Source organism: Sphingomonas eleionomae, from assembly GCF_049889035.1.
Taxonomy (GTDB): Bacteria; Pseudomonadota; Alphaproteobacteria; order Sphingomonadales; family Sphingomonadaceae; genus Sphingomonas.
This window is the reverse complement of the sequence record NZ_JBLTWP010000003.1, coordinates 170,021-183,707: the sequence shown is the minus strand read 5'-3', so window position 1 is coordinate 183,707 and position 13,687 is coordinate 170,021. Positions and strand designations below refer to the sequence as shown.

The following is a 13,687-nucleotide window of genomic DNA, read 5'->3' as shown; positions in this document are numbered from 1 at the left end:
TAAGCCATCCCGTCTAGAGCTGAAGCGTTATGGGGGAATACGCACCGCTCGTTCTGGTGGGCATCTTGCTCTTGTTCCTGGTCTCCGCCGGGATCGAGGATCTGCAAAAGCGCGAGATCGCGAACTGGAAAAACGGCGGCGTCGCGCTGCTGGCCGTGCCGTGGTGGTTTGCGATCGGCCTTGATCCCTGGCCCGACATGGCGATCCAGCTGGCGCTGGGCTTCGGCACGCTCTTCCTGTTCTGGTTCGCCTTTCATCTGGGGATGATGGGCGGCGGCGATGTGAAGATGATCGCCGCGCTCGCCCTTTGGCTGCCGGTCGGCGCGCTCGTCTGGATGCTGGTGCTCATGTCGATCTTTGGCGGCGTGCTCACGCTGATCATGGTGATCGACCATTGGCGGCTGAAACGCGAGGGGCGGCCAGAGATTCCCTATGGGGTCGCGATCGCTGCGGCGACCCTGATGATCCTTAGTGAACCAAATTTTTACCATTTTGGGTGACTGATCGGACCGGGAAAAATCCCGGACCGGCATCGGAAAGGCTGCTTGCGTCATGGACGGACGGAAAATCATGCTTCTGGTGGGCGCGCTGATCGTCGCGGCGCTCACTGCATTTCTGGCGCGCAGCCTGATTCTCGGATCGGCCGCGCCCCAGGCGACGGCCAGCATCGGCCTTGTCGCCCCGCAACCGGCCCCGGTCACCGGGCCAAAGGTGCTGGTGGCGACCAAGGCGCTGCCGGTCGGCACGATCCTCGATGCCACCGCCATGAAGTTCCAACCCTGGCCGGCCGAACTGGTCGAGGGTGCCTATTTCGTCGAAGGTCCGAAAACCGACCTTGCCAAGCTGCAGGGCACGGTCGTGCGCTTCGCCATTCCGGCGGGTCAGCCGATCGCGCAGGGCGCGCTGGTCAAGCCGGGCGATCGCGGCTTCCTTGCCGCTGCGCTCGGCCCGGGCATGCGCGCCGTCACCGTGCCGGTGTCGGCACAAAGCGCGGTTGCCGGATTCGTCTTTCCGGGCGACCGGGTCGACCTGGTGCTGACCCAGTCGGTTCCCGGCGGCGGCGATGGCCCGCCGCTCAAGGTTTCGGAAACCGTGCTGCGCAACCTGCGCGTGCTGGCCACCGACCAGAGCACGGACAAGGAAACCGACGACAAGGGCAATACCGTCGTCAACACCTATTCCTCGGTCACGGTCGAGGCGACGCCCACGATCGCCGAAAAGATCGCGGTTGCCCAGACGCTGGGCACCCTGTCGCTGTCGCTGCGCTCGATCGCCGACAATGCGGGCGAGCTTGAGGAAGCGATCGCCAATGGCGACATCGATGTGCCGCAGTCCAACGATCCCAAGGCGGAAAAGGCCATGCTGGCCCGCGCCGCCAGCCGGCCGATCGAGGGCAAGGCAACCTTTTCCACCGGTGCCGATGTGTCGCGCTTTCAGCGCAGCTCGGTGCCTGGAAAGCCCGCGACCGAAGGGGGTTCCGCTGCTGCGGCCCCGCCTCCCCAGTCCAGCTTCCCCGGCGGCGCACCCGCCGTGGTGCGGGGGCCGGTGGTGCGTGTCGCTCGCGGCAACAACGTGACCGAAGTTCCGGTCGGGGGGACCAAGTAATGGGATACGTCGTCAACGCCGCGCGGGGGGCCGTCAGCATCGTCGCCCTTGCCGCCACGATCGTCGCGCCTGTCGCCGCGCCGCTCGCTGCCCAGTCGGTGGCCGCCACGCCGGACGTGGTTCAGGTGCCGACCGGTCAGGGCCGGATGGTCACGCTGGCTGCGCCCATGTCCGACCTGTTCGTCGCCAACGACGCGGTCGCCGATGTGCAGGTGCGCTCGCCGACACAGATCTATCTGTTCGGCAAGGCGCCGGGCCAGACCACGGTCTATGCCACCAACAAGGCGGGCCGCGTCGTCTATTCCGCCACGATCCGCGTGGGCAACAACATCACCAGCGTTGCCGAAATGCTGGCGGTCACCATGCCCGATGCGCAGATCACGGCCACCGCGATGAACGGCGTCATGCTGCTCACCGGCACGGTTCAGCATCCCAATGACATTGCGGAGGCGGAACGGCTGGTAAAGGCGTATGTCGGCGATCAGACCCAGGTGCTGACGCGCCTGCGCACGGCAACCCCGCTTCAGGTGAACCTGCAGGTCCGCTTTGCCGAAGTGCAGCGCAGTTTCCTCAAGAATGTCGGCGTGAACCTCGCCTCGGCCGATTCGACCGGCGGGTTCAAGTTCGGCGTGTCGCAGGGGAATAATTTCTACAGCCAATATACGCCGGGCGGCCCGCTGGCCGTCGCGACGGCGGGCGAAAACGCCACGCTGCTCAATCGTCCGGCAACCGGCTCTGCCCTGTTCGGCGCGGGCCGTCTGCTCGGCCTCGACCTGCTCGGCTCGCTCGACCTTGGCGAACGCAATGGTCAGGTGACGACGCTGGCCAATCCCAATCTGACCGCCATGTCGGGCGAAACCAGCTCGTTCCTGGCGGGCGGCGAAATCCCGATCCCGGTCAGCCAGGGGCTGGGCGCGGTCGCGGTGGAATACAAGCAATATGGCGTGTCGCTGGCCTATACCCCGACGGTCCTGTCGGACGGCCGGATCAGCCTGCGCGTCAAGCCGGAGGTGTCGCAGCTGACTAGCGCCGGCGCCGTCACCCTTCAGGGAACACAGATTCCCGCCCTCACCACCCGCCGGGCCGAAACCACGGTCGAACTGGGTTCGGGGCAGAGCCTGATGATCGGCGGCCTGATCCAGAATCAGCATGACAATGCGATCACCAAGACGCCGGGCCTGGGCGATGTGCCGATCCTTGGCTCGCTGTTCCGGTCCAACGCGTTTCAGCGCAACGAAACCGAACTGGTCATCATCGTCACGCCGTATCTGGTGAAACCGGTGAACAACATGGCGGACATTCATCTGCCGACCGACGGGATCAAGGCACCGACCGATCTGGGCCGCGTGCTGCTGGGTCAGCTGTCGACCGGCGATGGCGCCCCGCGCCCGGTGCCGACCATGGCACAGGGCGGCGGCGAACCGGCCATCGGTGCCCTGGCAACGCCTGCGCCCAACGCCGCGCTGCCCGCCGGCCCCGGCCTGCCCCCGGCCTTTCCGGTGCAGCGCAACGTCCAGCCCGCTCAGGGTCCGGCAAAGCCGGCCAAGGGTCGCCCGGTTTCCGCCGCTCCCGGCTTCACCGCCGCGAATTGATGCCAGAAGGGATCGTTACCATGTTCAAGCCTTCATCATTCCGGACACAGGCGGCGATTGCGGCACTGGTGCTGCTTGCGGGCTGCAACGATGCAACGCGCGGCCTGGAATCGGTCAATCAGCCGGTCGTGACCCGCGCGGATTACGCCTTTGACGTGGCCACCGGCCCGTCGGGACTGGCATCGGGCGAAATCGACCGGCTGGACGGCTGGATGCGCACGCTTCAGGTGGCCTATGGCGACCGCGTGGCGCTGGATGACCCCAGCGGCGATCCGGGCGTGCGCGCCCAGGTGTCGGCTCAGGCGCAACGCTATGGCCTGTTCGTCGAAACGGTCGCGCCGGTGACCACCGGTGCGGTCACGCCCGGCACGGCGCGGATCGTTGTCAGCCGGTTCAGCGCCAGCGTGCCGAACTGCCCCAATTTCCGCGATTTCGACGCAACCAACGGCGATGGCCACACCCATCCGAACCATGGCTGCGCGATCAACGGCAACCTTGCCTCCATGATCGCCAATCCGGCCGATCTGGTGCGCGGTCAGCCGGGCAGCGGCACGACCGATCCGGCAATCGCGGCCAAGGCCATCGAAACCTATCGCAAGGCGCCATCGACCGGCGCGGCCGGGCTCAAGAACGAATCCACGGGGGGCAAGTAATGAACGCGCCATGGAATCCCGCACGCGCGGGCAATCGCGATCCCTTCGTGGCCTTTGTGTGTGACGAAACCACCGCAGAGGCGCTGCGCCCCGTCGCCATCGAAATGGGCTGGCCGCCGGAAAAGGTGAACAAGGGCGGGCTGCGCAACGCGGTCCAGACGCTGTCGGTATCCGCCAGCCCCAACGTCCTGTTCGTCGACCTGTCGGAAAGCGGCGATCCGCTGAACGACATCAACGCGCTTGCCGAAGTATGCGAACCCGGCACCGTCGTCATCGCGGCGGGTCAGGTGAACGATGTGCGCCTGTACCGCGATCTGGTGGCCAGCGGCATTCAGGATTACCTGCTGAAACCGCTGAACCCCGATATGCTGCGCGATGCCTTTGCCTCGGCTCAGGCGATCCTGTCGGCCCCGAAAACGGCGGAACCGACCGAGGACCGCCCGCATTGCAGCATGGCGGTGATCGGTACGCGCGGCGGCACCGGCGCATCCACGATGGCCACGTCGCTGGCATGGCTGCTCAGCGAAAAGCTCGGCCGCACCACCGCGATGCTCGATCTCGACGTGCATTTCGGCACCGGTGCGCTGGCGCTGGATCTTGAGCCCGGCCGCGGCCTGACCGACGCCATCGAAAACCCCAGCCGCATCGACGGCCTGTTCATCGAACGCGCGATGGTCCGCGCCAGCGACCGGCTGGCCGTGCTGTCGGCCGAAGCGCCGATCAACACGCCGATGCTGACCGATGGCGGCGCCTTTTATCAGCTTCAGGAGGAAATGCGCTCGGCGTTCGAATGCACCGTCATCGATCTGCCGCGCAACATGCTGGTCCAGCATCCGCACCTGCTCACCGACGTCCAGATGGCGGTGGTGGTGACGGAATTCACGCTGGCGGCTGCCCGCGATGCCATCCGCATCCTGTCCTGGTTCAAATCCAATGCGCCGCAGACGCAGATGGTGATCGTCGCCAACCGTGTTCAGCCCGCCGCGCAGCTGGAAATCAGCCGCAAGGATTTCGAACAGTCGATCGAGCGCAAGGTCGATTTCGTCGTGCCGTTCGATCAGAAACTGGCCGCCAACGCCGCCAAGCTGGGCAAGTCGCTGGCAGAGGCGGGCAAGGGCGGCAAGACCGCGGCACCGCTGGTCGAACTGGCCACGCACATCACCCGCGTAACCGATGCCGGTGCCGAAGCAGAGCCGGCACAGGGCAAGGGCAAGGCACGGGCAAAGGATGCCAAGGGCGGCACCGGCACCTCGCTGCTGGGCAAGCTGGTCGCGCTGAAGGGCAAGAAAAAGACCGCCGCCTGAACGGCGGACTCCCCCTGACCCGGCACAGGCGCGCCGGGGCTGGGCAACGGACGGGAATGACGCATGGACGCAATGCCGATCATCGTGCTTGGGGCCGGACTGGTGCTCATGCTGCTGCTTGTCGCGCTTGCCTTCAGCGGGCCGTCGGCGGCACGGGCCAGTTCCCGCCGCGTGGCGGGGCTTCGCGCCCGCCATGCCGGCTTCGTGCCCGAAAAGGCGATGGAAGCGCAGATGCGCAAGATCGCCAATGTCGGCGCGACGCGCATGGACCTGGCCGTCAGCCGCTTCCTGCCGCGTCCGGCAGAGCTGAACAAGCGCCTGGCGATGACGGGCAAGAAATGGACCGTCGGCCAATATGGCATGGTGACGGCCGGCCTGCTGGTCGTCGTCACCGCGCTGGCCTGGCTTCAGGGGCTGCCGATCCTCTTGGCGCTGTTCCTCGGCCTGTTCGTGGGGGCAGGCCTGCCGCATTTCGCGGTCGGGTTCGTCATCAAGCGCCGCGTGACCAAGTTCAACGCCAAGTTTCCCGACGCCATCGAACTGCTCGTTCGCGGCCTGCGCTCCGGTCTGCCGATCACCGAAACGATCGGCGTCGTGGGTCAGGAGCTGGACGGCCCGGTGGGTGAGGAATTTCGCGCCGTCGCCGACAAGATGAAGATCGGCAAGACGATGGACCAGGCGCTTCAGGAAACGTCCGACCGCCTTGGCACGCCGGAATTCCAGTTCTTTGTCATCACCATCGCGATTCAGCGGGAAACCGGCGGCAACCTGGCCGAAACGCTGGCCAACCTTGCCACCGTGCTGCGCCAGCGGATGCAGATGAAGCTGAAGATCAAGGCGATGTCGTCGGAATCAAAGGCATCGGCCTATATCGTCGGCTCCCTGCCCTTCATCGTGTTCGGCCTCATCTACATGATTTCGGGCGATTACATGCAGCGGTTCTTTGTCGACGAACGGTTGATCATCGCCGGCCTTGGCGGCCTGTGCTGGATGTCCATCGGGGCCTTCATCATGGCCAAGATGGTCAGCTTCGAGATTTGAGGGCGCAGCGATGATGGATCCCAACACCTCGCCGACCATCCTGGGCGTCGACATCTATCTTGTCGCCACGTTCCTGTCGGGCATTGCCGCGGTGGCCGTTCTGGTCGCCATCTATGCCGCCACCACGGTGCGCGATCCGATGGCCAAGCGGGTCAAGGCGCTGACCGAACGGCGCGAACAGCTCAAGGCGGGCATCACCGCCTCCACGTCCAAGCGCCGCGCCAAGCTGGTGCAAAAGCACGAGACGGCGGACCGGATCAAGGCGCTGCTCTCCGGGCTGAAGGTGCTGCAGGACGATCAGGTCAAGGTCGCGCAGCGCCGCCTGCTTCAGGCCGGTATCCGGACCAAGGAATGGGCACCCGCCATCATCTTCGGCCGCCTGGTGCTGCCGATCGTGCTGGGCGGCGCGGCCGTCTATCTGGTCTATGGCACGCAGGCCTTTTCCGACTGGTCGCCGCTCAAGGCCTATGGCCTGGTCGCCATCACCTTTATCGGGTCTTACAAGGCGCCGGATATTTGGCTGAAGAACAAGATCACGAAACGGTCCGACGCGATCCGAAAGGGGCTGCCCGATGCGCTCGACCTGCTGGTCATCTGCGCCGAGGCCGGCCTGACCGTCGATGCCGCCTTTCACCGCGTGGCAAAGGAACTGGGCCGCGCCTATCCCGAACTGGGCGAGGAATTCAGCCTGACCGCGATCGAGCTGGGCTTCCTGACCGACCGGCGGCAGGCGTTCGAAAACCTGGCCATGCGGATCGATCTGGATGCGGTAAAGGGCGTGGTCACCACCATGATCCAGACCGAGAAATACGGCACCCCGCTCGCCTCCGCGCTGCGCGTGCTGTCGGCCGAATTCCGCAACGAACGCATGATGCGCGCCGAGGAAAAGGCCGCGCGCCTGCCCGCGATCATGACGATCCCGCTGATCCTGTTCATCCTACCGGTGCTGTTCGTCGTCATCCTTGGCCCGGCGGCCTGCTCGATCAACGACGCGCTGCTCAGCAATTAAGCAAAGCTCCTCCCCTGCAAGGGGAGGTGGCAGGCCGAAGGCCTGACGGAGGGGTATACGCCAACGGATAGGGCGACACCCCTCCGACGCGCTATGCGCGCCACCTCCCCTTGCAGGGGAGGATTATCAGAACGGCAGCAGTTCCGGCCCGCCCGGCCAGATCAGATCCTCGGTCCAGTCGATCGTCGCGACCAGCGCGGTCACGATCACCGCCACGAACGCCACCTGCAGCAACAGCACCGCCGCCCAGAAAAAGAACGGGTGCAGGCCATAGATGCGGTCATATCCGCCGCGCGTCACATTGGGCTGCGGCTCGCTCATCGCTTCAGCGCCGCCTGCGCCGCGGCCAGCCGCGCGATCGGCACGCGGTACGGGCTGGCCGACACATAATCCAGGCCCAGCGTCTCGCAGAACGCGATGCTCGCCGGATCGCCGCCATGCTCGCCGCAAATGCCCAGCTTCACGTCGGGCCGGGTCGCCCGCCCGCGCTCTGCAGCGAGTTCGATCAGCTGGCCGACCCCTTCGATGTCCAGCGACACGAACGGATCGCGCGCATAAATGCCCTTGTCGACATAGACGCCCAGGAAGCGGGCGGCATCGTCGCGGCTGACGCCCAGCGTCGTCTGGGTCAGGTCGTTGGTGCCAAAGCTGAAAAACTCGCCCACCTCGGCGATTTCCCCGGCCTTCAGCGCCGCGCGCGGCAGCTCGATCATCGTGCCGACCAGATACTCGACCCGCGCCCCCGCCTCGGCAAACACCGCCTCGGCCACCCGGTCGACCACCGCCTTCATCAGCTCAAGCTCGCGCCGCGTGGCGACCAGCGGGATCATCACTTCCGGGATCGGCGCAGCGCCCGACTTTTCGGCCACCGCCAGTGCCGCCTCGAAAATCGCGCGCGCCTGCATCTCATAGATTTCGGGATAGGTAACGCCCAGCCGGCACCCGCGATGGCCCAGCATCGGGTTCACCTCGTGCAGCTCCGCCGCGCGCCGCTTCAGCGCCTCGATCCCCACGCCCGCCGCCTCGGCCACATCGGCAAATTCGGATTCCTCGTGCGGCAGAAACTCGTGCAGCGGCGGATCGAGCAGCCGGATGGTGACGGGCAGGCCAGCCATCACCTCGAAAATCTCGATGAAATCCGCCCGCTGTTCGGGGAGCAGCTTGTCCAGCGCCGCCCGGCGGCCCTTCTCGTCCTCGGCCAGGATCATCTGGCGCACCGCGGTAATCCGCGCGCCGTCAAAGAACATGTGCTCGGTGCGGCACAGGCCCACGCCCTCCGCGCCGAAATCGCGCGCGGTGCGGCAATCCAGCGGCGTTTCGGCGTTCGCCCGCACCTTCAGCCGGCGAACCCGGTCCGCCCACACCATCAACGTGCCAAAATCGCCGGCCAGTTCGGGCTGGATCGTCGGCACCTCGCCCGCCATCACTTCGCCGGTCGCGCCGTCGATGGTGATGGTGTCGCCTTCCTTCACCTCGCGGCAATGTTCTCCGGCGCCCACCCGCATCATCCGCGCCTTGGGATCGATCTGCAGCGCGCCCGCGCCCGACACGCACGGCCGGCCCATGCCGCGCGCGACCACGGCGGCGTGGCTGGTCATCCCGCCCCGCGCGGTCAGGATGCCGCGCGCCGCGTGCATGCCGTGAATATCCTCCGGGCTGGTCTCGATGCGGACCAGGATGACGTTCTCGCCCAGCGCCGCATGGCGTTCCGCCGTGTCGGCATCGAACACCACCGTGCCGCTCGCCGCGCCGGGCGATGCGGGCAACCCCTTGGTCAGCACGTCGCGCGGTGCCGCCGGATCCAGCGTCGGGTGGAGCAGCTGGTCCAGCGCCGACGGGTCGACGCGCGCCACCGCCTCCGCCTCGGTGATCAGCCCTTCATTGGCCATGTCCACCGCGATCTTCAGCGCCGCCTTGGCCGTCCGCTTGCCCGACCGGGTCTGCAGCATCCACAGCTTGCCGCGCTCCACGGTGAACTCGATGTCCTGCATGTCGCGGTAATGCCGTTCCAGCAGGTCGAATACCGATGCCAGCTCGGCATAGGTTTCCGGCATCGCCTCTTCCATCGACAGCGGCTTGGCCCCCGCGCCCTCGCGCGCTGCCTTGGTCAGATATTGCGGCGTGCGGATGCCCGCGACCACATCCTCGCCCTGCGCGTTGATCAGGAATTCGCCATAATAGGCATTGTGCCCCGTCGACGGATCGCGCGTGAACGCAACGCCCGTGGCCGACGTATCGCCCATGTTGCCGAACACCATCGCCTGCACGTTGACGGCCGTGCCCCAGTCGCCGGGAATGTCGTTCAGGCGGCGATAGACCTTGGCCCGTTCCGACTGCCACGATCCGAACACCGCGCCGATCGCGCCCCATAACTGGTCGTGCACGTCCTGCGGGAACGGCTTGCCCCACATTTCCTCGACCAGCGCCTTGTATTCGGCGACCAGTTTCTTCCAGTCCGCTGCCGACAGGTCGGTGTCCAGGTAGAATCCGTTGTCCTCCTTGGCGATCTCCAATGCTTCCTCGAACCGGCCATGGTCCAGGCCCAGCACCACGTCGGAATACATCTGGATGAACCGGCGATAGCTGTCCCAGGCAAAGCGTTCGTCGCCGCTCGTCGCCGCCAGCCCCTCGACCGTCTCGTCATTCAGGCCCAGGTTCAGCACCGTGTCCATCATGCCCGGCATCGACACACGCGCGCCCGAACGGACGGATACCAGCAGCGGATCGGCCGGATTGCCGAACGTCTTGCCCGTCACCCCCTCGATATGCGCGATGCCGCCCTTGACCTCGGCCTTCACGCTGTCGGGAAACTGCTCGCCATTGTCGTAATAGACCGCGCACATCGGCGTGCCGATGGTAAAGCCCGGCGGAACAGGCAGGCCGATCGACGCCATTTCGGCCAGGTTCGCACCCTTGCCGCCCAGCAGGTTCTTGTCCCCCTTGCCGCCATCCGACACGCCGCCGCCAAAGCGATACACATATTGGGTCATCTGCTTGTTCCTGCCCCTTGTACTGGTCGGCACCGCGCGGTTGCGCCGCTGTGTTCCATCGTCGCTTTCACGCCCCTTCACCAGAGCTTGCATTCGTATGCAATGATTTTGTTGCGTCGCAGCGGGACACGACGACCAATGATATCGCTATCCCTCGATCCGGCTGAAGTCCGCGACGGCGTGGACCGCATCCCGCATCCGCGCCAGCAGTGCCAGCCGCGCCGCGCGGATCGCCGGATCGGGATCGTTGACGATCACGTCGGTGAAGAACGCATCGATCGGCGCGCGCAGGCTGGCCAGCGCCGCCATCGCGTCGCCAAACCGCTCCTCCGCCACCGCCGCCGACGCCAGCGGCTCGGCCGCATCCAGCGCCGCGACCAGCGCGCCTTCGGCGGGCACCAAAGCCCTGTCTCCTTCAGGGGAGAGGGTTGGGAGAGGGGCGGTTCCGGGCGACACGCCCGCCACACCCCCATCGTCGCCCCGGACTTGATCCGGGGCAAGGCTGCCTTGGCCACCATTGGATACGCTGGCCCCCGGCTCCTGGCCGGGGTGACGGGTTGGGGTGTTGCCGCCCCACCCCTCCCTCTTCAGGATGTTCGCCGCCCGCTTGTATCCGGCCAGCAGGTTCGCGCCATCCTCGGTCCCCATGAACGCCTGCAGCGCATGGACGCGGGCGAGCAGGCGGAGCGGCTGATCGTCACCAAGCTCAAAAACTGCATCGATCAGGTCGTGCTTCACGCCATGCGCGCGTTGCTGCACTTTCAAGCGATCAAAAATGAAACTGACAACCGCGGCATACAAATCAGTATTGATGAGGTTACCAAGACCGTCCTGCCATTCGCCTTGATATTCGGGACGCGTTTCGAACTGGCGTGCGTAGTGTCCGATCGCCCATGCGAAAAAGTACATGGTTTCCATCTTCAGACGGTTCGCCAACACTAACTCAATAATGCCAAGCGCTGCGCGTCGAAGCGCGAAAGGGTCCTTTGATCCCGTCGGCCGCTGATCAATCAGGAAAAAGCCCGCAATCGTATCCAGCTTGTCCGCCAGTGACACCGCCACCGTCACCGGATCGGTGGGCACCTCGTCCCCTTGCCCGACCGGCTTGTAATGATCGCGGATCGCCGCCGCGACGGCGGGATGTTCGTCCTGCGCGGCGGCATAATAGCCACCCATCAGGCCCTGCAATTCCGGAAACTCGCCGACCATCCCGGTCACCAGGTCCGCCTTGCACAGCCGCGCCGCCCGTTCGGCAAGGTCGGCGAGCTTCTCCCTCTCCCCTTCAGGGGAGAGGGCCGGGGAGAGGGGCTGAGTTGCAGGCGATGCGCTCTGCGAGGCATCCCCCTCTCCCAACCCTCTCCCCTGAAGGGGAGAGGGCTTTACAATCCCCTCCTTGCACAGCCAGCGGGCCAGCTTCGCCACGCGCTCGACCTTGTCGGCCACCGTGCCCAGCTTTTCGTGGAACACGATCTTGCTCAGCTTTTCGGCCTGCGCCTCCAGCGGCACCTTCAGGTCGGTGTCATAGAAGAAGCGCGCGTCGCTCAATCGCGCGGCCAGCACCTTCTGGTTGCCCTCGACGATCTTGGCCCCGCCGTCGCTCGCCGCGATGTTCGCGGTGCACACGAACGCATTGGCCAGCTTTCCATCCGCATTGGCACAAACGAAATACTTTTGATTAACCCGTGCGGTTAGCTGGATGACCTCTGGCGGCACCTCTAGGAACGCCGGATCGAACCGGCCGATCAGCGGAACCGGCCATTCGGTCAGGCCCGCATTTTCCGCGACCAGCCCCTCGTCCTCGATCAGGGTCAGGCCAGCCTCCGCCGCCAGTTCCGCGGCGCGGCCGCGGATCATCGCGCGGCGCTCGTCCTGATCCACGATGACATGGGCGGCGCGCAGCGTGTCCGCATAATCCTCAGCCGAACCGATGGTGATGGCGCCGCTCGAATGAAACCGGTGCCCCACCGTGTCCCGCCCCGACCGGATGCCCGCCACTTCGCAGTCGACCACGGCATCCCCGAACAGCGCGACGATGCCCTGCAACGGCCGAACCCAGCGCAGGCTCTCGGTCGAAATCGACGCCGCGCCCCAGCGCATCGACTTGGGCCAGGGGAACGCGCGCACGATCGCCGGGATCGCCTCGGCCAGCAGGTCCGCCGTCGGCCGCCCCGCCCGCTCGATCACCGCGAACAGCGTCGCCCGCCCCTTCACGTCCCGCGTTTCCAGCGCGTCGCGGGTCAGCCCCGCCTTGCGCAGAAACCCCTCGACCGCAGCATCAGGCGCATCGGCGGGCGGACCTTTCAGCTCCTCGCTCACCGCGGCCGTCGCCTCCGGCAAGTCCCGCGCGATCAGGGTCAGCCGGCGCGGCGTGGCATAGGTGACGATGCCCCCGGCCTTCAGCCCCGCCTTCTCCAGCTCGGCGACGAACAGCTTTTCCAGATCGGCCCGCGCGCGATCCTGCATCCGCGCCGGGATTTCCTCCGACCGCAGCTCCAGCAGAAAATCGGTCACAGCGTCCACTCCGGAAACTTCGCCTGCCAGTCTGGCGTCATGTGCTTGATGTGCGCCTCGCAGCTACCCTTGGCCAGATCGCGGACCCGGCCGATATAGGCCTGCCGTTCGGCCACGCTGATGACGCCGCGCGCCTGCAACAGGTTGAACAGGTGGCTCGCCTCGATCGCCTGTTCATACGCCGCGATGGGCACATTGTGGGTCAGGCAGTTTTCGCACTCGGCCACTGCCTTGCGAAATCCTTCGAACAGCGTTTCGGTATCCGCCACCTCGAAATTATATTTCGACATCTGGCGCTCGTTTTCCAGGAACACCTCGCCGTACGTCACGCCCGCATCGTTGAACGCCAGGTCGTACACGCTGTCGACATTCTGGATGTACATGGCCAGCCGTTCGAGGCCATAGGTCAGCTCGCCCGCCACCGGCTTGCAGTCGAACCCGCCCATCTGCTGGAAATAGGTGAACTGCGTCACCTCCATCCCGTCGCACCACACTTCCCAGCCCAGGCCCCATGCGCCCAGTGTCGGGCTTTCCCAGTCATCCTCGACGAACCGGATATCGTGCTTGAGCGGGTCGATGCCGATTTCGGCCAGCGAACCCAGATACAGTTCCTGCAGGTTTTCGGGGCTGGGCTTCAGGATCACCTGATACTGGTAATAGTGCTGCAACCGGTTGGGGTTTTCGCCATAGCGGCCATCGGTCGGGCGGCGGCACGGCTGGACGAACGCGGCGTTCCACGGCTCCGGCCCCAGCGCGCGCAGCGTCGTTGCGGTGTGAAACGTGCCTGCCCCCATGCGCATGTCATAGGGTTGCAGGATCAGGCATCCGTGACGGCTCCAGTAATCGTGGAGCGTCAGGATCATGCGCTGGAAACTGAGCGGCTGTGCCAAGGCTGGGGTCCATTCGCGAACGGCAGAAAATGTCCCGCGCCGCTTAGGGCCATGGGGCCTGCCCGGTCAATGACCGCCGCCGCGCCCGCGCC

General features: G+C 65.9%; 11 protein-coding genes. 7 read left to right on the top strand and 4 right to left on the bottom strand.

Annotated features, from left to right (window positions below; all coding sequences use genetic code 11):
* Positions 1-29: 29 nt before the first annotated feature.
* The 7 genes from ACNI3Q_RS09055 to ACNI3Q_RS09025 all read left to right on the top strand — a co-directional run bounded on the left by ACNI3Q_RS09055 (position 30) and on the right by ACNI3Q_RS09025 (position 7,204).
* Positions 30-500 carry an A24 family peptidase gene (locus ACNI3Q_RS09055; protein WP_426275951.1) on the top strand — a complete coding sequence of 157 codons (471 nt, stop codon included), beginning with the start codon at positions 30-32 and terminating at the stop codon, positions 498-500.
* A 52-nt stretch (positions 501-552) separates the two neighbouring features.
* Complete coding sequence (gene cpaB / locus ACNI3Q_RS09050) at positions 553-1,605, top strand: Flp pilus assembly protein CpaB (RefSeq protein ID WP_426275949.1); 1,053 nt, start codon at positions 553-555, stop codon at positions 1,603-1,605.
* Positions 1,605-3,197 (top strand): type II and III secretion system protein family protein, encoded by a 1,593-nt coding sequence (locus tag ACNI3Q_RS09045; RefSeq protein ID WP_426275947.1) that lies wholly within the window; start codon positions 1,605-1,607, stop codon positions 3,195-3,197. The genes cpaB and ACNI3Q_RS09045 overlap by 1 nt, the downstream gene beginning before the upstream one ends.
* A 20-nt stretch (positions 3,198-3,217) precedes the next feature.
* On the top strand, positions 3,218-3,850 hold the full coding sequence (locus ACNI3Q_RS09040; protein WP_260021869.1) for a CpaD family pilus assembly protein: 633 nt from the start codon (positions 3,218-3,220) through the stop codon (positions 3,848-3,850).
* Positions 3,850-5,154, top strand: a complete 1,305-nt coding sequence (locus ACNI3Q_RS09035; protein ID WP_426275945.1) for a nucleotide-binding protein — start codon at positions 3,850-3,852, stop codon at positions 5,152-5,154. Before ACNI3Q_RS09040 ends, ACNI3Q_RS09035 begins: the two co-directional genes overlap by 1 nt.
* Positions 5,155-5,217: 63 nt before the next feature.
* Positions 5,218-6,195, top strand: coding sequence for a type II secretion system F family protein (locus ACNI3Q_RS09030; RefSeq protein WP_426275943.1), 978 nt, complete (start codon positions 5,218-5,220; stop codon positions 6,193-6,195).
* 13 nt (positions 6,196-6,208) lie between these two features.
* The gene (locus ACNI3Q_RS09025; RefSeq protein ID WP_426276674.1) at positions 6,209-7,204 is read left to right on the top strand and encodes a type II secretion system F family protein; all 996 of its coding nucleotides are present in this window, start codon (positions 6,209-6,211) and stop codon (positions 7,202-7,204) included.
* A gap of 126 nt (positions 7,205-7,330) precedes the next feature.
* Here the strand turns inward: ACNI3Q_RS09025 and ACNI3Q_RS09020 are convergent, their stop codons facing one another.
* From ACNI3Q_RS09020 to ACNI3Q_RS09005, 4 genes are all read right to left on the bottom strand, one after another.
* Entirely contained in the window at positions 7,331-7,525 is a 195-nt protein-coding gene (locus ACNI3Q_RS09020) for a hypothetical protein (RefSeq protein WP_426275941.1), read from the bottom strand.
* The gene (gene ppdK, locus ACNI3Q_RS09015; protein ID WP_426276672.1) at positions 7,522-10,194 is read right to left on the bottom strand and encodes a pyruvate, phosphate dikinase; all 2,673 of its coding nucleotides are present in this window, start codon (positions 10,192-10,194) and stop codon (positions 7,522-7,524) included. Before ppdK ends, ACNI3Q_RS09020 begins: the two co-directional genes overlap by 4 nt.
* A 147-nt stretch (positions 10,195-10,341) precedes the next feature.
* Complete coding sequence (gene glyS / locus ACNI3Q_RS09010; RefSeq protein WP_426275939.1) at positions 10,342-12,705, bottom strand: glycine--tRNA ligase subunit beta; 2,364 nt, start codon at positions 12,703-12,705, stop codon at positions 10,342-10,344.
* Positions 12,702-13,568 (bottom strand): glycine--tRNA ligase subunit alpha, encoded by an 867-nt coding sequence (locus tag ACNI3Q_RS09005; protein WP_426276670.1) that lies wholly within the window; start codon positions 13,566-13,568, stop codon positions 12,702-12,704. The genes glyS and ACNI3Q_RS09005 overlap by 4 nt, the downstream gene beginning before the upstream one ends.
* Between the last annotated feature and the right edge of the window lie 119 nt (positions 13,569-13,687).